Here is a 20837-nt window from a genome sequence, read left to right on the forward strand (position 1 = left end):
GGCAACCCCCTTGCCGTCCTCGTTCCGCCCGGGGCAGGGTGGATGACGGGGAGGCGGCATGTCGGAGGCACGCGGTTCGGCGGCGACGCATCGGCACGGCCGGGCGGTCGGGCCCCGGTGGCCGTGGCGGCTGTCGGGCGCGTCCTGGGGGTACGCCTTCAAGCGCACCCTGCGCGGGTTCACCGCCGACGGCTGCACCGATCTCGGAGCGGGCCTGACGTACTTCGCCGTGCTCTCGATCTTCCCCGCGCTGCTCGCGCTGACCTCGCTGCTCGGTCTCTTCGGGCAGGACCAGGAGGCGACGGACGCCCTGCTCGACGTCGTCGACGAGATCGCGCCGGGCGGCACCGCCGATCTCGTCCGCGCGCCGATCGAGCAGTTCGCCTCCGCGCCGGCGATCGGGTGGGCGCTCGTCATCGGACTCGTCCTGGCGGTCTGGTCGGCCTCCGCGTACGTCGGAGCATTCGGCCGGGCGATGAACCGCATCCAGGGCATCCAGGAGGGGCGTCCCATCTGGAAGCTCCGCCCGGTGCAGCTGGCCACGACCCTCGGCATGATCCTCGTCATCGTCTTCGTGGCGCTCGCGCTCGTGATCTCGGGGCCGATCGCCGAGGTCATCGGCACCTACCTCGGCCTCGGCGGCACCCTGCAGACCGTGTGGGAGTTCCTCAAGTGGCCGGTGCTGCTGCTGGCGCTGCTGCTCGGCATCGGCCTGCTCTACTGGGCGAGCCCGAACCGCAAGGCCGCGGGCTTCCGCTGGGTGCTCCCCGGCGTACTGCTCGCCGTGATCGTGCTCGGCATCGCGACGCTCGGCTTCGGCTTCTACGTCGGCAACTTCGCGAACTACGACCGCACCTACGGCGCGTTCGCCGGCGTCATCGTCTTCCTGCTCTGGGTCTACATCGTGAACCTCGCCCTCCTGCTCGGGGCCGAACTCAACGCCGAGGTCGAGCGGGTCCGCGAGCTCGAGTCGGGGATGACGGCCGAGGACCGGCTCGCCGCGCCCGTGCGCGACGACGCGGCGATCCGCAAGCTCGCGCTCCGCGAACTCGCCGATGTCGAAGCCGGGAGGCGGCTCCGGCTCGACGCGGAAGCCGCCCGCCGTCCCGTGCGCGCGCCCGAGGACGAGCGCGCTGCGGCCGCGGAGGAGGCCGGTCGTCGACGCGGGGCGCGGAGCGCGGCCGTACTGGGCGCGGCGGCCCTCTTCGCCGCCACGGCCGCCGCGATCGGTGCCCGGTTCGGCGGAGACCGCAGCTGATCCACGACCGCTCCGGCGTGCTCGTGCTTGACTGTGCCGGAGCGGCCGCACCGGGGGACACTGTGCGATCGCCAGGCGCCGGAGCGGGGAGGCAACGGATGACCGGTTGGAACGAGTGGGAGATCGAGGAGATCGCGACCGCCGACGAGGTGGAGCTCGCGACCTACGACGAGCACCACGAACTGCACCCGCCGATCACGGGCTGGGTGGTGCGGGTCGGCGCCGACCTCTACGTGCGCACCTCCCACGATGCCGAAGGCGGGTGGTACCGCCCCTCCCGGACGTTCGGCGACGGGCGGCTGCGCGTCGGCGAGTCGTTCGTGCGCGAGGTGCGCTGCTTCCAGGCCTTCGACGCCGACCCCACCGCGGTCGCCGCCGCGTACCGCGCGAAGTACGCGCAGTACGGGCTGGAGCGTCTCGCGGAGGTCGTCGGTCCCGACTCGAAGCTCGTCACGGTCCGCGTCGAGGCGATCCCGCGGGCCGGCGGCGCCGCGCCGACCGGCTTCGACCCGCTCGCCCTCTGACGCCGTCGCGCGGTCGCGCCGGGCCCCGTGCTTCGCCCGGACGCACCGCGACCCCGGTCGCGCGTGCGCACCGGGGTCGCGGGGGAAGCGCAGGCCGGATCAGACCTGCGGCAGCACTTCGAACTCGACCCGCCCGTCCTGCTCATGGGCGTCGAGCACCTTGTCGTCGAGGAACGTCGCGGCCGTCATCCCGAGGTAGACGTTCGCACCGCCCTCCGAGATCGTGGCGTCCCGCAGCTCGGGGGCCGGGACGACGGCCACCCCGAGTCGGTCGGACCCGGGCGCCTCGGCGTCGATCCGCAGTCCGGCGCCCTCGGCGCCGTTGCTGCGCTCGACGAGCTCCTTCACCGCGTGCTGGGCGTTCTCGGTCAGCGTGAGCATTCGGTTGCTCCCTTCCGTCGGTATCGGACCAACCACGATTCCGGGCCGCCGCGAACCCGGCAACCCCCTTGCGCACCGGCTCGGGATGCCGCACACTCCCGCTCCTGGACGCCCGGCCCGTGGTCGAACGGACGAGGATGCACGACGTCCCGCCGTCCGTTCGACGGTCACCCGCCCCCGCACGTGGTCGAATGGATGACGATGCGCAACGTCCTCGCCGTCCGCGGCGTTCCCTACCTCCTCGCCACGTCCTTCGTCGGGCGCCTGCCGTCGTCGATGGCGGCCCTCGCGTTCGTGCGGCTCGTCCTCGACGCGGGCGGCGGCTACGGCTTCGCCTCGACGCTGACGGCGGTCTACATCGTCGGCGGGATGGTCGGGCAGCCGGTGCTCGCGCGAATCGTGGACCGCACCGGCCGCCGACGCCCCGTGCTCGTGGGCGCGGCGGCGGCCGCCACCCTGGGCTTCGCGGGGGCCGCGCTCGCCGTGTCGGTCAGTCCGGTCGCGACGCTCGTCGCCGGCCTCGTCGCGGGCCTCGCGACGCCGCCGCTCGAGTCGGTGCTGCGGAGCCTCTGGCCCGCGTTCTTCCCCGATCCCCGCGAGCGCACCTCGGCGTACGCCGTCGACGCGGCCGTGCAGGAGATCGCCTTCGTCGTCGGCCCGCTGCTGACGGCCGGCGGCATCCTCGTCTTCGGCGCCGACGGCAACGTGCTCGCGATGGCGGCGGTCGGTCTCGTCGGAGCGGTCGCGTTCGCGATCCACCCCCGCATCCGACGCGCGGAGCCGATCCTGCCGCCCGTCGGCGACGCGCACGGCTCCCCGCTCGGCAGCCCGCCGTTCCGGCGGCTGCTCGTGCTCGTCGTCACGATGGCCGTCTCGGTCGGGGCGCTGACGATCACGGCGAGCGCGTTCGCCGAAGCAGCGGGGGAGCCCGCGCTCAGTTCGTGGGCGATCGCGCTCAACGGGCTCGGAGCGCTCGTGGGCGCCCTCCTCGCGGCGCGATTCCCCTTCCGCGCCCCGCCCGAGCGACTCGTCCGCCGGCTCGGGCTCGTGCTCGCCGCGGGCTACCTGCCGACGGCGATCGCCCTCGCGCCAGTGGGGCTCTGGCTCGTGTTCGCGGCGCTCGCCGGCCTGACGCTGCCCGTGCTGCTCGCGCAGGTGTTCGCCCTCACGCCCGCCCTCGTCGAGGAGCACCACGGCAACGAGGCGAACGCGTGGGTCATCTCGGCCTTCGCCGTCGGCAACGCGGGCGGCACGATCCTGGCGGGGCAGGTCATCGGCGCCGCGGGCCCGACCACGGGCATCCTCGTCGCCGTGCTCGTGTGCGCGGGCATCGGCCTCGCGGGGGCGGCGCAGGCGTCGCCGCGCGGCGTGGCGCCCCGGGCGTCCGCGGACTGAGCCGAGGGGCCGGTACGGGGCCGCTCGGAAGGGCCCGCTCGGGACGGCCCGCTCCGGCTCCGGCTCGATGCCCGGCACGCGTGCCAGGATCGCCGCATGGACGAAGACCACCCGGCCGACCGGACCCTGCTCGACCTGCATCGACGGTTCCAGCAGGGGTTCGCGACGGAGGCCGCCGTGTACGGCACGATCCTCGTCAGCGGCCTCATCGCGGTCTCGTCCGCGCACGGCGAGACCTCGTTGCAGGTGCTCGTCGCCGTCGCCGTCACGGTGCTGGTGTTCTGGGGATCGCACGTCTACGCGGGAACCCTCTCCCGGATCGGCGGCGCCGAAGGGCAGCAGTCCCGCGTCCGCCCGGCGTTCGAGGCGTCCCTGCGCCACTCGTTCGGGATGCTGAGCTCCGCGCTCGTGCCGTGCGTGTTCCTCGTCATCGGGGTGACGCGCCTCGTGCCCGACGAGTTGGCCAACAACCTGGCGCTCTGGGCGGGCATCATCGTGCTGCTGCTGCTCGGCTACATCGCGTTCCTGCGCCGCGGCAGCGGCTTCTGGATCCGGATCCTCGGCGCCCTCGGCACGGCGAGCTTCGGCCTCGTCTTCGTGGTGCTGAAGGGCGCCCTGCACTGAGTCCGGGGCCCGCCGCGGGGCCGTGCGAGGGGCGCTCGCGACGGGCTCGTGACGGGGCCGTGTGACGCCCCGTGTCGAGAGGTTGCGCCTCGGGTCGACCCCTGTTCGACAGGTCCGGAGCCGATCTCTAGCGTCGAGGCATGACGAAGGCAAACGGATCCACGATCTCGATCGTCGCCGTCTCGGGGAGCATCTCGAACCCGAGCCGCACGACGGCGCTCGCCGCCCGCCTGCAGGCCGAGCTCGCCGCCGCGCTGGCCGCCGAACCCGCCCTCGCGGAACCGGGCGCGCCCGTCGTCGCGACGACGCTGCTCGAGCTCTCCGACGTCGGCCGCGAGTTCGCGGGCGTGCTGAGCCGCGCCGAGCTCACCCCGCGAGCCGAGGAAGCTCTGCGCACGATCGAGTCGGCCGACGTCCTCATCGTCGCGAGCCCCGTCTTCCGGGCGTCGTTCACCGGCCTGTTCAAGCACGTCTTCGACTTCGTCGGCCAGTACGCCCTCATCGACACCCCGGTGCTGCTCGCGGCCACCGGCGGCAGCGACCGGCACGCGCTCATCCTCGAGCACCAGTTCCGTCCGCTCTTCTCGTTCTTCCAGGCCCTCACGCTGCCCATCGGCGTCTACGCGCGCGACACCGACTTCGTCGACTACCAGGTGAGCGACCCCGGGCTCGAGGCGCGCATCGCGCAGGCCGTCGAGCGCGGGCTGCCGCTCGTGCGCTCGACGGTGCTGCCCGCGGCGGCCCGCTCGGAGTACGTCTCGACGTGGTGAGCGAGCACCTCATCCTGGGCGTCGACGTCCACCCGCTCGGCGCGCACCCGGCGGGTTGGCGGCTCGGCGGAGCCCATCGCGATCCGAGTCGCGACGCCGTCGCCCTGCGGCGGATCGCCGCGACCGCCGAGGCCGCTCGTATCGACCTGCTCCTCTTCGGGGCCGTCCCGCCCGGGGCGGCCGAGGGCGGCCGACGCGACCCCGCCGTCCGCCACCGCGTCGACCCGATCGCCGCGGCATCGTTCCTCGCGGGCTCGACCGAGCGCATCGGCCTCGTGGCGAGCGTCAACGCCGCCGTCGCCGACCCTGTCGCCATCGCCCGTGCGGCGGCCTCGCTCGACGTGCTCTCCGGCGGTCGCGCCGGGCTCGGCCTCGCGTGCGACCCCGGTGCCCGGGAGGCCGCAGCGCACGGGCTCGATCCGCGCGCAGCGCGAGCCGGTCGGCAGGCTCGCGCGCTCGAGTTCGCGGCCGCGGTGACCGAACTCTGGGACTCCGTCGACGCCCCGGATACGAGCGCGGTCGGCGCCGGCCTGCTCGGCGCCGACGGCGTCCGGGCCGTCGAGGTCCGGGGGGAGCACCTGCAGTTCGCCGCACGCTTCGAGACGGTCCGACCGCAGCAGGGGCATCCCGTGCTCGTGCACGAGTGCGCGGCTCCGGAGATGCTGCCGTTCGCGGCGGCGCAGGGCGACGTCGTCGTCGTCGGCGCGGGCTCGTTCGACGACGCCCGCGAGACCCGCGCGCTCGTGCGCGGCTACGCCTTCGAGGCCGGTCGCGACGACCGCGAGGTCAAGCTCGTCGCCCGCGTGCTGCCGGTCATCGGCGAGACCCGCGCCCACGCCCGCGCCATCGCCGACGAGCTCAGCAGGCTGCTGCCCGTCGACGACGACGATCCGTTCGTCGCGACCGCGGGCGGCGCGGGCACCCGCTCGATCGCCCACCTCGAGACCGTCGTGGGCGCGCGGCTGCCCGCCGATCCCGACGCGATCGTCGACCGGGCGACCGCGGCGCGCTTCGACGCGACGGGGGAGCAACTGCTGGAGATCGTCGCCCAGCGCACGGGCCGCATCGTGGGCGGCGACGCCCCGCCCACCCTGCGCCACCTCGTCGCCGCCGTCTCGGTGCCCGCCTCGATGATCGTCGGCACCGCCGCCGACATCGCCGCCGAGTTCGCCGACTGGGCCGACGCCGACGCGGTCGACGGGTTCCTCGTCGCGCCCGCCTCGGTGCCCGCGCAGCTCGACGCGTTCGCGTTCGGGGTCGTCCCCGAGCTCGCTCGACTCGGCCTCGTGCCGGACGAGTACGGCGAGGGCACGCTGCGGGAACGGCTCGGCCTCGCCGAGCGCCGCGGACTGCCCGGCGTCCCGCGGTTCTGAGCCGACCCGCCCTTCGGGCGCCGCCGCAGGGTCCGAGCCGTCCCGTCCCCCGATCCGGGGATTCCCTGCGGCGACGCCGAACCCCTAGGCTCACCGGCATGGGATCAGCGTTGACCTCCATCGGATTGCCCGTCGCCCTCGGCATCATCATGTTCGGCCTGGGCCTCTCACTCACCCCCCGCGATTTCGCGCGCGTGGCCACGCAGCCGAAGGCGGTGCTCATCGCCCTCGTCTGCCAGCTCGTCGTGCTCCCCGCCGTCGCGTTCGGGCTCGTCTACGCGTTCTCGCTGCCGCCCGTGCTCGCCGTCGGGCTCGTGCTGCTCGCCGCCTCCCCCGGCGGCACGACGGCGAACCTGTTCAGCCACCTCTTCCGCGGCGACGTCGCCCTGAACATCTCGCTCACCGCCGTGAACTCGGTGCTCGCCGTCTTCACCCTGCCCCTCATCACGAACTTCGCCATCGCGTTGTTCCTGCCCGGCGACGACGGCCTCGGCCTCCAGTTCGCGAAGACGCTCGAGGTGTTCGCGATCGTGCTCGGCCCCGTCGTGCTCGGGATGCTCGTGCGCTGGTGGAAACCCGGCTTCGCCGACCGCATGGACAAGCCCGTCCGCATCGCCTCCGTCGTCATCCTCGTCGTCGTCATCATCGGCGCGATCATCGCGAACCTCGACGTCCTCGCCGAGCACGCCCTCGGCCTCGCGGGCGTCACGGTGCTGTTCTGCCTCATCTCGCTCACGATCGGCTACCTCGTGCCGAGATGGCTCCGCGTCGGACGGCCGCAGGCCATCGCGTCCTCGTTCGAGATCGGCATCCACAACGCGACCCTCGCGATCGTCATCGCGCAGACCGTGCTCGGCAGCATCGAGCTGAGCTGCCCGCCGCCGTCTACGGGGTGCTCATGTTCTTCGTCGCGCTCGGGTTCGGCTTCCTCATCCGCGGGCGCGGGGCCGCGGGCGCCGAGGACGGCTCGCCGGCGCGGAGCGAGTCCGCAGCGGACGCCCGGGGCTGAGCGGGCCGGGCCCGGCGCCCCGGGGCGGGCGGAAGTCCGCCGATCGGGGCATCCCCGCCGTCGGTTCTTCTACACTCGAACGGATGCAGCCGATCACCCAGGAGACGTTGCCCGAAGTGCTGGGCAACGCGACCGCGCGGGAACTCGACGAGATCGAGGCGCCCCTCGAGTTCCTCGTGCTCGAGTGGGACCGCGTGACCGCGTTCGGCTGGCGCGACGCGAAGTTCGCCCAGCGCGGTTATTTCGTGGCCGATTTCGACGGCGAGCCCGTCGGCATCGTCCTGAAGGCGGCCGCGCCGCCCGGCTCGCGATTCCGCGCCGCGATGTGCGCGTTCTGCCACACGCAGCAGCCGGCCGACCAGGTGCGGATGTTCGCGGCGCGCCGCGCGGGCGACGCCGGGGAGCGCGGCGACACCGTCGGCACGTACCTGTGCGCCGATCTGAAATGCCACGAGAACATCGGCCTGCCCGTGCCGCTCGCGCCCTCCGAGGTCCGGCCGGTCGGCCTCGCCGCGGAGCGCGCGGACCGCTACGTCGGACGTGTCCGCGGGTTCGTCGCCGACGTCTTGGGCCGTCGGCCCGGCTCGCCGTCCTAGACTCGACCCGATCCGCGCGGGGGCGCGGGAGACCGGGGGTCGGGTCGGTGGGTGCAGATCGCGTGCAGGGCGCCGCGGGAGCGACGCCGGGCGACGACGAGACCGCTCCGCTCCTGCCGACGCTCCAGCGCGTGCTGCCGTCCGCGACGGCGGTCGAGGCCGGTGGGATCCTCGCCGCCGGCATGGGGTTCGTCGTGGGCTTCATCGTGGGCTACCTCTCCACGGGCGGCCAGGCGGTGCCGCTCATCGGCTTCGGCGCCCTCGGCAGCACGGCGGGCGTGGTCGCGGCCGCCGTCGCAGCGACGGCCTTCGTCGCCGGCGCACTCTCCCCGCGGGTGCCGGCGCGATTCGGGTCGCGCCGGCCGGCAGGCCGCACCGCGCGTTCGATCGACCTCGGCGCGCTCGCGTTCACGCACGCCGCGATCGTCTTCCTGGCGGTCCTCGGGGCGGCCCACGTGGTCTCGCTCGCCTTCGTCGGGACGTCGGTCTCCGCCGTCCCCACGGCGATCGTCACGGGCGGCGTCGCTGCGGTCGCCGCCTACCTGCCGTACCTCTCGGCGAGAGCGACGGATCCGGCGAAGCTCGCGAACCTGCTCGTCGTGCTCCTCGCGTGCGGCGCCTTGGCGAGCATGCTGAGCTCGGCCGACCCGGCACGGTGGCGCGCCAACCTCCTCCCGCTCGGCGTCGCCGCGGACGTATCCGGCTGGGCGTTCGACCTCGCGCTCGTCATCGGCGGACTCGTCCTGGCCGGACTCTCCCGGTTCATCGGCGGCGAACTCGAACGGTGGGCGTCCGGCCGGGGGGCTGCGGCCGGTCGCGGCGCGCGGCCGGTCGCGGTCGCGGTCGGCCTCGTCGGCGTCTGCCTCGTCGTGCTCGGCCTCCTGCCGGCCGACCGCGGCGGCATCGTGCACGACCTCGCCGCGGCCGCCCTGATCGTGCTCGTCGCGGCCCTGCTCGTCGGCCTGCCGTGGCTCCTGCCCGGGATCGGCCGGCCGCTCGTCGCGACCGGCTGGGCGTTCGCGTTGCTGCTCACGTTCGCCGTGCTGCTGTTCCGGCCGGTCGGCCGTACGACGCTCACGGCGACCGAGCTCATCGTCGCGGCGCTGTTCGTCGCCTGGCTCGTCGTCCTCCTCCGCACGGTCGCGGCTGCGCTCGACGACCGCGACGCGGGGCTGTTCCCGGTCGAGTCCGATCCGGTGGAGTCCGACCCGGTCGAGTCCGACCCCGTCTGAGCTTCGCGCGTCGGCTCAGAGCGCGAGCGGCTCGATGAGCATGAGGGTCGCGCGCTTGGCGACGCGGCCGTCGCCGGAGGAGCGGCCCGTGAGCCGTCGGCCGATCCACGGCAGCACGAACTCGCGGTAGTACGTGATCGCGCCCGGGCGGTTGCCGTGGGCGATCGCATCCTCGACCTCGTCGACGCCCCAGGATGCCGGCACGGGGACGCCGAGGCCGTGCAGCACGTTCGAGGCGACGCGCGTGTGGCCGAGCGCGTTGAGGTGCAGCTTGTCGGGGGACCAGTAGGCGAGGTCCTCGATGGATTCGTCATGCCAGTTGTCGACGTAGACCACGCCGTCCTTGCGAGCGGCCCAGACCGCCACCGCGTCGGAGAGCGCGTCGCCGCGCTTGCGCATGAGCCGGCCGCCCGGCAGGTTGCGCGACGGGTTGGCGCCGCTCAGCATGAGCATCGTCGGTCCGGCCGCGAGCACCTTGTCGACGGCGGCCTCGAGCCGTCCGCTGGTCTCCTGGATGGAGATCTTCGGCCGCATCATGTCGTTGCCGCCGCCGTTCATCGACAGCAGCTGCGGTCGCAGGGCGATCGCCGCGTCGAGCTGCTCGTCGAGGATCGGTCCGAGCTTGCGACCGCGGATGGCGAGGTTCGCGTACCCGATCGGCTCCCGCGCGTGGGCGGCGAGCGCCATGGCGACGAAGTCGGCCCAGCCGCGCGGGGTGCCGTCGGGAAGCTCGTCGCCCATGCCCTCGGTGAACGAGTCCCCGATGGCCGCGAACGACCGCACCGCACTTGCATCCATGCCTTCGACCCTACGCCGCCCTGCGCGGCCCCGATCCCCTCCCTCCACCCCATCGCGAGTGGGTAGGCAGCGCGGGTCGGGCGCACTCCGCACCCGCAGTTCCTACCCACTCGGAGCAGGGTGCGCGGCCCGCGGCCCGCCCCGTTCCCGAGAACGTCCCGCGCCGTCCCCCGAGTGCTGAGGCCGGCACGGATCCCGCGAGTGGGTAGGTACCGCGGGTGATGTGCCGTCCCGACCCGCAATACGTACCCACTCGGAGGGCGGTGCGGAGCTCCTGCCCAGTCGGGGCATCTTCCGGCCCGTGCACATTCGTGCGCATCCGGATGGCCGTGCCGGTCGGCCCCGTCGACGATGCGCGGATGACCTCTCGACGACCGCTCCCCGCATCGCTGCGCGATGCGCCGTTCACCACACCGACGGCCCTGCGCGCCGGCGTCGCCGCGGGGCGACTGCGCGCTGCCGACCTCGATGCCCGGTATCGAGGCGTCCGCGTTCCGATCGACCCCGATCTGCCGACGCTCGCGCGGGCCGCGCTCCTCGCCTCTCCACGCGCCGCGGTCATCGCCGGGGCGACCGCGGCCGTACTGCACGGGCTGCCGGTGCCGACGCGAGTCGATCCGACCGCTCGCGACGAGATCGACGTCGCGGTCCCTCCCGACGTGCGCGGGCCGCGCCGCATCGGCATCTCGAGCCGACGACTCCGCATCCATCCGCACGACCGTGTCGAGCTCGATGGGATCGCCGTGACCTCCGCGGGCCGGACCTGGTGCGATCTGGCGCAGGTCCTGACCGTGCCGGAGCTCGTCGCGGTCGCGGATCGCGTGCCTGAGGAGCAGCTCGTCGAGGCGCTCGCTCGTCATCCCGGCCGACGTCACCGTCGGAAGCTGCTGGTCGCGTTGGGGCTTCGCGACCCCGCATCCGAGTCCCCGCCCGAGTCCGTGCTCCGCGCGCTGGTCGTGCTGGCCGGTCTGCCCGCACCGCGGGTCAATGTGGACATCCACGATCGTGCCGGGGACTTCGTCGCGAGAGTCGATCAGCTGTTCGACGAGTACGGAGAGATCCTCGAATACCAGGGTGACCACCACCGCACCGATCAGCAGCAGTGGCGTCGCGATCGCACGCGCGAGGCGGAACTGGAGTCGCTCGGCTTCCACGTCACGGAGGTGACGTCCGCGGATCTCGCGCGGCCGCGCGAACTCGTCGAACGGATCGCCCGGAATCTGCGTCGACGGGGTTGGGCCGGGGCCATCGAGTACTCGCCGTGCTTTCCGACCCGCTCTCCGGTGCCGCGTCCGGGCGTCCGGAACCCGCCCCGCCCGAGGACGCCGGACGCGCACCCCCCGACTGGGTAGGTGTCGGGGGTGTGCGGCGGGCCGCACCCGCGGTACCCACCCACTCGCGAAAAGGAACGAGAAGGGAAGAGCAGGGGGGCAGGATGCGGCCAGGGGGCGTGAGGCGACGGCCGCGTGTGACGGTCGCCGCGAGGGCCGCGCCGCGCAGCGGGTAACCTGGCGGGCGTGTCTGTGAACCCCGAACTCGTCGGCCGGGTCTTCCCGCCCGTTCCCGGTTACCTCGTGGGGCGCGAGAAGGTGCGCGAGTTCGCGCGCGCCGTGCTCGCCGAGCACCCGCTGCACTTCGACGTCGAGGCCGCGCGCGCCGCGGGCTACGCCGACGTCGTGGCTCCGCCGACCTTCCCGGTCGTCGTCCAGGAGCACACGCTCGCCCAGCTCCTCGCCGAGGAGGACGGCGGCATCGACTTCAGCCGCGTCGTCCACGGCGACCAGCGCTTCACCTACACCCGCCCCGTCGTCGCGGGCGACGAGCTGTTCGCGCAGCTCGCCGTCACCGCGGTCAAGACGCTCGGCGGCAACTCGATGGTCACGGCCGAGACGACCGTGACCGACGCCGACGGCGACCACGTCGTCACCGCGATCTCCAGCCTCGTCGTGCGAGGGGACGACTGATGCCCGCACTCGACGACCTCACGATCGGCGACGTCGTCGCCGAGGCGACGTACCCGATCACCCGCGACACGCTCGTGCGCTACGCGGGCGCTTCGGGCGACTTCAACCCCATCCACTACCGCGACTCGGTCGCGAAGGCCGTCGGCCTGCCGGGCGTGCTCGCCCACGGCATGCTCACGATGGGCTTCGCGGTGCAGCCGGTGTCGGACTGGGCCGGCGACCCCGGCCGCGTGCTCGACTACCAGGTGCGCTTCACTCGCCCGGTCGTCGTCGACCCCGAGCTCGGCGCGGTCGTCTCCGTCGTCGCGAAGGTCGGCGCGCTCGAGCCCGAGGCCGGCATCGCACGCATCGACCTGACCGTCACGTTCGACAACGCGACCGTGCTGGGCAAGGCGCAGGCGCGCGTCCGGCTGTCCTGAGGCATCCATGACCGAGCACGTGCGCCTGGCCGACCTCACCACCCTCGGGGTGGGCGGGCCGGCTGAGCACCTCGTCACGGCGACAACCCAGCGCGACCTCGTCGACCTCGCGTCGGCCGCGTGGGACGACCCCGACGGCTGGCTCGTGCTCGGCGGCGGCTCCAACCTGCTCGTGGGCGACGAGCCCGTGCCGGGCACGGTCATCCGGGTCGCGACGAAGGGCATCGAGGAGCTGCCGGGCGCTCGCTCGGGCACGGTCCGGCTTCGCGTGCAGGCGGGCGAGGTGTGGGACGACCTGGTCGCGCACACCGTCTCCGCCGGCTGGTCGGGACTCGAGGCGCTCTCGGGCATCCCGGGACTCGCGGGCGCCGCGCCGGTGCAGAACATCGGCGCGTACGGGCAGGAGCTCGGGGGCGTCCTCACCGCGATCGAGTTCCTCGCCGAGGGCGAGCTCGCGCCGGTCCGGATGCCCGCCGCCGAGCTCGAGCTCGGCTACCGCTCGTCGGTGCTCAAGCACGGGCACCGCGGCGTCGTCGTGTCGATCGAGCTCGAGCTGCACGACACCGCCGGCGAGCAGGCCGTGCTCGGCGAGGCGCTCGGCGCCCCCGTCGCGTACGCGCAGCTCGCGAACGCGCTCGGCGTGCAGCTCGGCGACCGCGTCTCGATCAGCGCCGTGCGCGAGACGGTGCTCGCGCTCCGGCGCTCCAAGGGCATGGTCCTCGACCCCGCCGACCCCGACACCGCGAGTGCCGGTTCCTTCTTCACCAATCCGATCGTGGACGAGCACATCGCCCGGACGCTGCCGTCCGACGCGCCCCGCTGGTACCTCGAACCGGACGCCGCGCCCGAGGTCATCGCGCTCGGCTCCACCACCGCGACTCCGCTCGACGAGTTCCGCGCCTACCAGGCATCCATGACCGCCGTCGAATCCCGCGAAGACGCGGGCTCGCCGGTGCTCGTGAAGGTGTCGGCGGCGTGGTTGATCGAGCATGCGGGCATCCGTCGGGGCTTCGCCCTGCCGGGCTCGCGTGCGGCGATCTCGTCGAAGCACACCCTCGCCCTCACCAACCGGGGCGGCGCGAGCGCCGCGGAGCTCGTGCAGCTCGCCCGGTTCGTGCAGGCGCGGGTGCAGGCGGAATACGGCATCCGGCTCGTCCCCGAGCCGGTGTGGGTGGGTATCGAGGAGGACTGATGGGTTCGGTGCCGCTGGGCGACGACGATCCGGATGCGGCGCTCCGCCGCGACGTAGGACACCTGGGCGGTCTGCTCGGGCGGGTGCTGACGGAGGCGGGCGGCGACGGGCTGCTCGACGACGTCGAGCGCCTGCGCGGGCTGACGATCGCCGCACGCGACGGCGACGGCGAGGCGCTCGAGCACGCGAGCGAACTCATCGCGGGGTTCTCGGACGAGCGCGCCGGGCAGGTGGCCCGCGCGTTCACCGTGTACTTCCACCTCGCGAACCTCGCGGAGGAGCACCACCGGGTGCGCGTCCTCAAGGGCCGGGAGGCGACGGACGCCTCGCGCGACACGTTCGCGGGCGCGCTCGCGCGCCTCGGCGACGAGGTCGGCGCCGACGGCGTGGCGGAGCGGCTCGCCGGCCTCCGCTTCCACTCGGTGCTGACCGCGCACCCGACCGAGGCGCGCCGCCGTGCGATCGCCTCGGCGATCCGCCGTCTCGCGGAGCTGCTCGACGAGCGGGAGATCGCCGAGCCCGGCGCGCTCTCGACGAGCGAGCTCGACCGCCGGATGCTGGAGGAGATCGACGTCCTCTGGCGCACGGCGCCCGTCCGGACGACCCGGCCCACCCCGCTCGACGAGGTGCGCACGGCGATGAGCGTGTTCGACCAGACGCTCTTCCAGGTCGTGCCGCACGTCTACCGTCTGCTCGACGACCGCCTGCAGGGCGAGCGCGCCGGGCTCGACGCGCCGAAGGCGCCCGCGTTCGTGCGCTTCGGCACATGGATCGGCGGCGACCGCGACGGCAACCCCCACGTGACGGCCGCCGTCACGGGCGAGGCGATGGACATCGCCGCGGAGCACATCCTGCTCGGCCTCGAGCGCGCCGCCGACCGCATCGGCCGCTCCCTCACCCTCGACCAGGCCGACGCGCCCGCCTCGGCGGGGCTGCTCGAACTGCTCGACCGTCAGGAGGGCGTCGCCGCCCGGCTCTCGACGCGCATCGGCGCCCGTGCCCCGCACGAACCCCACCGCCGGGCCGTGCTGCTCATCGCGGCGCGCATCGCGTCGACCCGGCTCGGCGACGAACTCGCCTACACCGACCCGTCGCAGCTGCTCGAGGAGCTGCGCGTCGTGCAGGACTCGCTCGCGACCGGCGGCGCCCGCCGCAGCGCGTACGGCGAGCTGCAGCACCTCATCTGGCAGGTCGAGACCTTCGGGTTCCACCTCGCCGAACTCGAGGTGCGCCAGCACTCGGCCGTGCACCGCGGAGCACTGGAGGAGATCCGTTCCGGCGGTGAGCGCTCGGAGCTCACCGAGGAGGTGCTCTCGGTCTTCCGCACGATCGACCGGTTGCAGCGCCGCTACGGCGTCGACGCGTCGCGCCGCTACATCGTGTCGTTCACGCAGTCCCCCGAGGACCTCGCGAACGTGTACGCGTTGAACGAGATCGTCCGGGCCGAGCACGGCTCCGCGCCGACGCTCGACGTCATCCCGCTGTTCGAGACGTTCGACGACCTCAACGCGTCGACGGAGATCCTCGAGCAGTACCTGACGCTGCCCGAGGTGCAGGCCCGCCTCGAGGCGACCGGCCGCAAGCTCGAGGTCATGCTCGGCTACTCCGACTCGTCGAAGGACGTCGGCCCCGTGTCGGCGATCCTCGCGCTGGATGCCGCGCAGTCGCGCCTCGCGGAGTGGGCGGAGCGCCACGACCTGGAGCTCACGCTCTTCCACGGCCGCGGCGGCTCGCTCGGCCGCGGCGGCGGCCCCGCCAACGAGGCGGTGCTCGCGCAGCCCCCGGGCACGGTCGACGGCCGGCTGAAGATCACCGAGCAGGGCGAGGTCATCTTCGCCCGCTACGGCGACCCGTCGATCGCGGCCCGCCACTTCGAGCAGATGGGCACGGCCGCGCTCCTGGCCGGCAGCCCGTCGAACGAGGCGGTCAACCGCGACGGCCGCACCCGCTTCGCGGACCTCGCGGTCGAACTCGACCGGGTCTCCCGGGCGAAGTTCCACGAACTCGTGCACGCGCCCGGCTTCGCGCCGTGGTTCGCCGAGGTCACGCCCGTCGAGGAGCTCGGCCTGCTCGCGCTCGGATCCCGGCCCGCGCGCCGCGGCCTCTCGCTCGAGTCCCTCGAGGATCTGCGGGCGATCCCGTGGGTGTTCGGCTGGACGCAGGCGCGCATCAATCTCGCCGCCTGGTACGGCGTCGGCTCCGCGCTCGCCGCGATCGACGACGAGGAACTGCTCCGCGAGGCGTACGCCGAGTGGCCGCTGTTCCGGGCGCTCGTCGACAACATCGAGATGTCGCTCGCGAAGACGGATGCCCGCATCGCGGAGCGCTATCTCGCCCTGGGCGACCGCGACGACCTCGCCGACCTCGTGCGCAGCGAGCTCGCGCTCACCCGCGAGCAGGTGCTGCGCGCCCACGGCGCGACCGAGCTGCTGGAGCGCCGTCCGGTGCTGCAGCGCACGGTGCGCGTGCGCAACCCCTACGTGGACGCGCTGTCGCTGCTGCAGCTGCGCGCCCTGAGCGGGCTCCGCACGATCGACCCCGAGGTGCCGACCGACGAGTCGCGTCGACTGCTGCTCCTCACGGTGAACGGCGTCGCGGCCGGACTCCAGAACACCGGGTGATCCGTCGTCGGTCGAGTAGCGCAGCGTCTCGAGACCCGGTGGCGCGGTCTCGATACGCTCCTGCGTCGCTACTCGACCGGTGGGCGCCGTCGTCTCACGCCGGTTGCAGCGAGCCGAAGAACGCGCGCAGGTCGCCGACGAGCTCGGCGGGGCGCTCCATCGCGGGGAAGTGCCCGCCCTTCGGATGCTCGTACCAGCCTGTCAGGTGGTCGTCGCCGTTCAGGATGCGCCGCATGAGCGGCTCGTCCCCGAAGGCGGTGATGCCCTGGGGCCGGTCGTGGTGGCGGCCCCACGCGGCCGCCGAGTGCGCGGTGTCGTAGAGCTGGTTCGCGGCACCGTCGCCCGCGCCGCCGAACCACGACACGCTCACGAGCGCGAGCAGGTCGTCGACGTCGACGCCCTCGGCCGACGGTGCGCCGACCGGATCCGTCCACTCGTGGAACTTCTCGGCCATCCACGTCAGCTGCATGACGGGTGAATCCGCGAGCCCGAACGCGACGCTGAGCGGCCGCGTCGTCTGCAGTGCGAGATAGCCGAAGTCCTCGGCGCGGGCCGCCTTCGCGGCGTCGTGGCGGCGATGCTCCTCGTCGGTGAGGTGGTCGGTCGGCGGGGTGTACTCGGTCGCGATCGCCCCGGGGTCGGTGGCGCCGAGGATCCCGACGACGCGCTCGCCGGCATCCAGGCAGAGCTGCTCGGCGACGCCGGCGCCCACGTCCTCGCCGAAGACGGCGAAGCGGTCGTAGCCGAGCGCGAGCATGACGTCGTCGAAGGCGTGCGCGACGCGGGGGATGTCCCAGCCCGTGCCGACGAGCGGGGTCGAGAGGCCGTAACCGGGGATCGAGGGCGCGACGACGTGCAACGCGGTCGCCCCACCCGTCGCTCCGCCCATCGGATCGGCGAGGTCCGCGAGGATCCGCGAGAACTCGACGCAGTTGCTCGGATAGCCGTGGCAGAGCAGCAGCGGCGTCGCGTCGTCGCGCGGCGAGCGCACGTGGAAGCCGTGGATCGGCTGCCCGTCGACGTGCGCGAGGAACTGCGGGAGGGCGTTCAGCCGCGCCTCCTGCGCCCGCCAGTCGAAGCCGTCGAGCCACCGGTCGACGAGGGCCTTCGCCTCGGCGACGGGCGTGCCGCGCGACCAGTCGTCGACGAGGTCGGCCGGCCATCGGGTGCGCGACAGCCGCTCGGCGAGGTCTCGGATCTCGGCGTCGGGGATCGCGAGTTCGTACGGTTCGAGGTCCATGCTCGGTTCCTTCCGTTCCGCTCCCGCCGGCGAGTGTAGGCAGCGGGGGGCGCGGCGGGAGGCATCCGGCTCAGGCGTCTGGCGGCCCGCCGGGCGCGGCGCCGGCCGCAGTACGGGCGGGGAGTACCCTGCGAGCATGCGATCGCCGGCTGCGTGGCTGCGCGGGGTGCGCCACCCGGAGGGGTTCCACGGGCGCGGAGTCCGGCACGGGTTCTTCGAGGGCTGGTACGTGAAGCTCGTGAGCGAGGATCGCGCGGCGCGCTGGGCCGTCATCCCGGGGGTGTTCAAAGGGCTCGCGGATGCCCGCGGCGAGCGCGACGAGGCCTTCGTGCAGGTGCTCGACGGGCTGACCGGGCGCTCCTGGTACCACCGGTTCCCGATCGAGGAGTTCGACGCGGCCGAGCGCGGCTTCGACGTGTGCGTCGGCGCGAACCGGTTCTCCGCTGCCGGGGCGGAACTCGACCTGCCGCAGTTGCGCGGGAGCGTCGGTTTCGCCGGTCCGCTCGAACCGTGGCCCGTGACGTTCGGCGAGCCCGGCATCATGGGCTGGTACGGCATGGTGCCCTTCCTCGAGTGCTTCCACGGCGTCGTCTCGTTCGGCCACGGCCTCACCGGCACCCTCGACGTCGAGGGCGCGCCCGTCTCCTTCGACGGCGGCCGCGGGTACGTCGAGAAGGACTGGGGCTCGGCGTTCCCGTCCGGTTACGTCTGGCTCGCGAGCAACCACGTCGACGCGGGCGTCGGCGACGGGTCCGACGCGTCGCTCGTCGCGTCCGTCGCGATCATCCCGTGGCTCGGCACGGCGTTCCGCGGGTTCATCGTCGGGTTCCGGCACGGCGGTCGCCTCTACCGCTGGGCGACGTGGAACCGCGCACGCGAGCGAACGCTGCAGATCGACGACGACCGCATCCGGTGGAGCCTCGAAGGGCCCGACGGCATCCTGCAATTGGATGCCCGACGCGTCCGCGGCGGCCTCCTGCACGCGCCGGTGCGCACGCAGATGCACCAGCGCGTCGAGGAGACCCTCGATGCGACCGTCGTGCTGCGCCACGTCGACCGCGACGGCCGGGTGCTGCTCGAGGGAACCGCGGCGTGCGCTGGCCTCGAGGTCGTCGGCGACACCGACCGCCTGCTCGCGCTCTAACCCTTCGCCTCCGGGCGGCGGTAGGCCTCCCAGCGATCGATGCCGTCGGGTGCGGCACTGCCGGTTCCGTCGGACGCGTCGGTTCCGTCGGACGCGTCGGTGCCGGATTCGCCGTCCCCGCTCGGCTCGGTCGGCCCGTCGCCCGATTCCTCCTGCGAGTGGGTAGGTGCGGCGGGTGCCGGGCGGTCCGCACCCGCGAGACCTGCCCACTCGCGGGAAGCGGAGGCGGGCGCGGGGAGGGCGCGGGTCGCGAGGATGACGCCGGCGGCGAGGATCGCGCCCGTGACGAGCAGCGCGGCCGACGCAACGGACGCGGCCGGGCCGGCCGACGCGGGGCGCAGCAGCGCGAGCTCGAGTCCGACGACCAGGACGAGGAGGACCGGGATCCCGCGCAGCACGAGGCGGCGGCGCACGCGTCCGCGGCTCCAGCCGCGCGCGACGAGCACCTCCGACTCGCGTCGGCGTCGGGACAGCCCCGCCCGCTCCGCGATGGCGAGCAGCACAGTGGCGACGAGGGCGGCGGCGCGGATCGCGACGACGGCGACGGGGTCGACCGCGGCGCGGCTCGCCGCCGGGATGACGGTCCACTGCTGCACGACGGTGCCGAACGGCGGCCGGCCCGCGGCCTGCGTCTCCCTGACCATCGGCCCTGTGGCGACGGACACCTCGACCTCTGCGGTCTGCGCCCCGGCGACCGGGACGACCTCGAAGCCCGCGGCCTCGAGTTCGGCGGCGACGGCGGCGATGCGCCCGGCAGCCTCGGCGTTCCCGCCCGGAGCATCCACCCGGACGCGGACCGCGTCGATGAGCGGCCGATCGTCGTCGCGGTCCGCCCCATCGAGCCGGAGCCCGCCGCCGGAGCCGAGCAGCGCGTCGATCGGTCCGACGAACCGCGTGCCGGAGTCGGCGACTCCGCTGCCGGTGAGCGTGCGGGGGAGCACGGCCGGCTCCACGGCCCCGCCGTCCGAGTCGCGCACCCACGTGGTCGTGCCCGCGCCGTACGCACCGAGCGGCGCACTGCCGAGGTCCGTGACGTCGATCCGATCGGTTTCGGCGAGGAACACCGAGGTGAGGGAGGTCTGCGTCGCGACGCCGCCCATCATGATCGTCCGCGTCGTGTCGAGGGACTCGACTTTTCCGAAGCGGAGCTCCGAGCGCATGCCGCCGCTGAGCTGGTCCGACCATCCGGCCGTCGAGGTCGAGGCCTGCGGCTCGCGTGCGGTGCCGATGGTGGGCACTGGCAGCGACAAGCTGTACAGGTTGCGGAAGGCCGGCGGGTTCGTCGGCAGTGCGCCGGTCCCGACGTCCTCGAAACCCGGCCAGATCGTCGTCGGCCCACTGGCGAACACGCTGCGTCCGCCGAGATCGAGGTCGAGCGACGGCAGCGCCGAGCCCGGTTCCCCGGCGAGGAGGGAATCGGGGACCCCGTGCAGCAGTCCGGGCTGGTCGGGGTCGGCCGCAGGGGCGGCGCCGAAGGCCGTGATCTCGACGGAGACGCGCGCAGCGGGCATCGGCTCCGCCACCGCGAGCAGCGGCAGCGTCGGCTGCGCGAGCCAGCCGTCGAAGCCGGCGAGCCCGCCGTTCTCCGTCGGGAGATCGACCGCGGCGAGCGCGTCGCGGATCTCGTCGAGGGTCCGCTCGCCCGTGCTCACCGGGGCGGCGCGGTACGAGCCGTACTGCGTGTACCAGGCCTGGATCTCGAATGCCCGACGCTGGGCCGTCAGCTCGTCCTGTAGCAGCGGCTCCACTGCATCCGGATGCTCGACGGCCCAGCGATCGAGGTCGACGATCGTCGGAGCGGCCGAGTGCGCCGCGTCGGCGAACTCGAGCAGCGGCTCGAGGAACGACCCGGCGTCGCCGAGGAGTTCGGCCTCGGACACCGGATCGACGAAGGTCGTCGTCCCGCCGAACCCCGGGGGGAAGAGCAGGTCGAAGAAGATCCAGTCGCCGATGCGCGTCCCCGTCGTCGTGCCCGAGTTCGTCGCACCGGCCTCGGACGGGTCGTTGATCGTCGTGAGGGAGACCGGCGAGTCCTCGATCGTGCGGCACGGTTCGCTCCGGGGGTCGGTCATCGGCACGAACTCGCCGTCGATCGTGCAGCCTTCGCCGCTCTGGAAGCTCTCCGGCGGGAGCACGCGCGTGAGCACGTGGTCGGCGCGATCGACGATGACGGCGAACTCGGTGTCGACCGGCTCGTCGGGGCTGCGCACGAGGTCGTCGCCGTCGGCGATCCGGATGCGCACCCGGTAGGTCTCGGTGGGCGCATCGGGATCGCCGACGGCGACGGGGATGGCGAA

At 73.7% G+C, this 20837-nt stretch carries 18 protein-coding genes and 1 pseudogene; 15 read left to right on the forward strand and 4 right to left on the reverse strand.

Going from position 1 to position 20837, the window contains the following annotated elements; translation table 11 throughout:
* Positions 1–58 precede the first annotated feature (58 nt).
* Both GB864_RS07905 and GB864_RS07910 read left to right on the forward strand, forming a co-directional pair.
* Positions 59–1258, forward strand: coding sequence for a YihY/virulence factor BrkB family protein (locus GB864_RS07905; RefSeq protein ID WP_160423823.1), 1200 nt, complete (start codon positions 59–61; stop codon positions 1256–1258).
* A gap of 98 nt (positions 1259–1356) precedes the next feature.
* On the forward strand, positions 1357–1782 hold the full coding sequence (locus GB864_RS07910; protein ID WP_160423825.1) for a DUF2255 family protein: 426 nt from the start codon (positions 1357–1359) through the stop codon (positions 1780–1782).
* Positions 1783–1881: 99 nt separating this feature from the next.
* Here the strand turns inward: GB864_RS07910 and GB864_RS07915 are convergent, their stop codons facing one another.
* The gene (locus GB864_RS07915) at positions 1882–2163 is read right to left on the reverse strand and encodes a hypothetical protein (RefSeq protein ID WP_160423827.1); all 282 of its coding nucleotides are present in this window, start codon (positions 2161–2163) and stop codon (positions 1882–1884) included.
* A gap of 201 nt (positions 2164–2364) precedes the next feature.
* Between GB864_RS07915 and GB864_RS07920 the strand changes: the two genes are divergently transcribed.
* From GB864_RS07920 to GB864_RS07950, 7 genes and pseudogenes are all read left to right on the forward strand, one after another.
* A complete protein-coding gene (locus GB864_RS07920; RefSeq protein ID WP_160423829.1) occupies positions 2365–3558 on the forward strand; it encodes an MFS transporter in 1194 nt (397 codons plus the stop codon).
* 96 nt (positions 3559–3654) lie between these two features.
* A complete protein-coding gene (locus GB864_RS07925) occupies positions 3655–4182 on the forward strand; it encodes a hypothetical protein (protein WP_160423830.1) in 528 nt (175 codons plus the stop codon).
* 140 nt (positions 4183–4322) lie between these two features.
* Positions 4323–4952: an FMN reductase gene (gene msuE / locus GB864_RS07930; protein ID WP_160423832.1), complete on the forward strand. Its 630-nt coding sequence runs from the start codon at positions 4323–4325 to the stop codon at positions 4950–4952.
* The gene (locus GB864_RS07935; RefSeq protein ID WP_160423834.1) at positions 4949–6325 is read left to right on the forward strand and encodes an LLM class flavin-dependent oxidoreductase; all 1377 of its coding nucleotides are present in this window, start codon (positions 4949–4951) and stop codon (positions 6323–6325) included. The genes msuE and GB864_RS07935 overlap by 4 nt, the downstream gene beginning before the upstream one ends.
* Positions 6326–6474: 149 nt before the next feature.
* A pseudogene (locus GB864_RS07940) lies at positions 6475–7116 on the forward strand (bile acid:sodium symporter family protein); the annotation flags it as partial.
* A gap of 301 nt (positions 7117–7417) precedes the next feature.
* Positions 7418–7930 carry an FBP domain-containing protein gene (locus tag GB864_RS07945; protein WP_160423835.1) on the forward strand — a complete coding sequence of 171 codons (513 nt, stop codon included), beginning with the start codon at positions 7418–7420 and terminating at the stop codon, positions 7928–7930.
* Positions 7931–7977: 47 nt separating this feature from the next.
* The gene (locus tag GB864_RS07950; RefSeq protein ID WP_160423837.1) at positions 7978–9162 is read left to right on the forward strand and encodes a hypothetical protein; all 1185 of its coding nucleotides are present in this window, start codon (positions 7978–7980) and stop codon (positions 9160–9162) included.
* Positions 9163–9177: 15 nt separating this feature from the next.
* On the opposite strand, the gene GB864_RS07955 is transcribed toward GB864_RS07950, so the two are convergent.
* Positions 9178–9960: an SGNH/GDSL hydrolase family protein gene (locus tag GB864_RS07955; RefSeq protein ID WP_160423839.1), complete on the reverse strand. Its 783-nt coding sequence runs from the start codon at positions 9958–9960 to the stop codon at positions 9178–9180.
* A gap of 743 nt (positions 9961–10703) precedes the next feature.
* Here GB864_RS07955 and GB864_RS07960 point away from each other — a divergent pair.
* The 5 genes from GB864_RS07960 to GB864_RS07980 all read left to right on the forward strand — a co-directional run bounded on the left by GB864_RS07960 (position 10704) and on the right by GB864_RS07980 (position 16156).
* Complete coding sequence (locus GB864_RS07960; RefSeq protein WP_160423840.1) at positions 10704–11312, forward strand: PDDEXK family nuclease; 609 nt, start codon at positions 10704–10706, stop codon at positions 11310–11312.
* A 165-nt stretch (positions 11313–11477) separates the two neighbouring features.
* Positions 11478–11924 carry an FAS1-like dehydratase domain-containing protein gene (locus GB864_RS07965; protein ID WP_160423842.1) on the forward strand — a complete coding sequence of 149 codons (447 nt, stop codon included), beginning with the start codon at positions 11478–11480 and terminating at the stop codon, positions 11922–11924.
* A complete protein-coding gene (locus GB864_RS07970; RefSeq protein WP_160423844.1) occupies positions 11924–12343 on the forward strand; it encodes a MaoC family dehydratase in 420 nt (139 codons plus the stop codon). Before GB864_RS07965 ends, GB864_RS07970 begins: the two co-directional genes overlap by 1 nt.
* A 7-nt stretch (positions 12344–12350) precedes the next feature.
* Positions 12351–13535, forward strand: coding sequence for a UDP-N-acetylmuramate dehydrogenase (locus tag GB864_RS07975; protein WP_160423846.1), 1185 nt, complete (start codon positions 12351–12353; stop codon positions 13533–13535).
* Entirely contained in the window at positions 13535–16156 is a 2622-nt protein-coding gene (locus GB864_RS07980; RefSeq protein ID WP_160423848.1) for a phosphoenolpyruvate carboxylase, read from the forward strand. The genes GB864_RS07975 and GB864_RS07980 overlap by 1 nt, the downstream gene beginning before the upstream one ends.
* 94 nt (positions 16157–16250) lie before the next feature.
* On the opposite strand, the gene GB864_RS07985 is transcribed toward GB864_RS07980, so the two are convergent.
* Positions 16251–17396: an epoxide hydrolase family protein gene (locus GB864_RS07985; RefSeq protein ID WP_160423850.1), complete on the reverse strand. Its 1146-nt coding sequence runs from the start codon at positions 17394–17396 to the stop codon at positions 16251–16253.
* A 136-nt stretch (positions 17397–17532) separates the two neighbouring features.
* Between GB864_RS07985 and GB864_RS07990 the strand changes: the two genes are divergently transcribed.
* On the forward strand, positions 17533–18540 hold the full coding sequence (locus GB864_RS07990) for a tocopherol cyclase family protein (protein ID WP_160423852.1): 1008 nt from the start codon (positions 17533–17535) through the stop codon (positions 18538–18540).
* Here the strand turns inward: GB864_RS07990 and GB864_RS07995 are convergent.
* A partial coding sequence (locus GB864_RS07995) for a hypothetical protein (RefSeq protein WP_160423854.1) occupies positions 18537–20837 on the reverse strand: 2301 nt, incomplete at its 5' end. The genes GB864_RS07990 and GB864_RS07995 overlap by 4 nt on opposite strands.

It is taken from the genome of Agromyces seonyuensis, from assembly GCF_009789225.1.
In the GTDB taxonomy this organism is placed as follows: Bacteria; Actinomycetota; Actinomycetes; order Actinomycetales; family Microbacteriaceae; genus Agromyces; species Agromyces seonyuensis.

Coding starts and splice junctions, on each gene's coding strand:
- GB864_RS07985 (WP_160423850.1), bottom strand. CDS start 17,396: ATGGACCTCGAACCGTACGAACTCGCGATCCCCGACGCCGAGATCCGA.
- GB864_RS07910 (WP_160423825.1), top strand. CDS start 1,357: ATGACCGGTTGGAACGAGTGGGAGATCGAGGAGATCGCGACCGCCGAC.
- GB864_RS07980 (WP_160423848.1), top strand. CDS start 13,535: ATGGGTTCGGTGCCGCTGGGCGACGACGATCCGGATGCGGCGCTCCGC.
- GB864_RS07975 (WP_160423846.1), top strand. CDS start 12,351: ATGACCGAGCACGTGCGCCTGGCCGACCTCACCACCCTCGGGGTGGGC.
- GB864_RS07990 (WP_160423852.1), top strand. CDS start 17,533: ATGCGATCGCCGGCTGCGTGGCTGCGCGGGGTGCGCCACCCGGAGGGG.
- GB864_RS07955 (WP_160423839.1), bottom strand. CDS start 9,960: ATGGATGCAAGTGCGGTGCGGTCGTTCGCGGCCATCGGGGACTCGTTC.
- GB864_RS07970 (WP_160423844.1), top strand. CDS start 11,924: ATGCCCGCACTCGACGACCTCACGATCGGCGACGTCGTCGCCGAGGCG.
- GB864_RS07925 (WP_160423830.1), top strand. CDS start 3,655: ATGGACGAAGACCACCCGGCCGACCGGACCCTGCTCGACCTGCATCGA.
- GB864_RS07915 (WP_160423827.1), bottom strand. CDS start 2,163: ATGCTCACGCTGACCGAGAACGCCCAGCACGCGGTGAAGGAGCTCGTC.
- GB864_RS07945 (WP_160423835.1), top strand. CDS start 7,418: ATGCAGCCGATCACCCAGGAGACGTTGCCCGAAGTGCTGGGCAACGCG.
- GB864_RS07920 (WP_160423829.1), top strand. CDS start 2,365: ATGCGCAACGTCCTCGCCGTCCGCGGCGTTCCCTACCTCCTCGCCACG.
- msuE (WP_160423832.1), top strand. CDS start 4,323: ATGACGAAGGCAAACGGATCCACGATCTCGATCGTCGCCGTCTCGGGG.
- GB864_RS07905 (WP_160423823.1), top strand. CDS start 59: ATGTCGGAGGCACGCGGTTCGGCGGCGACGCATCGGCACGGCCGGGCG.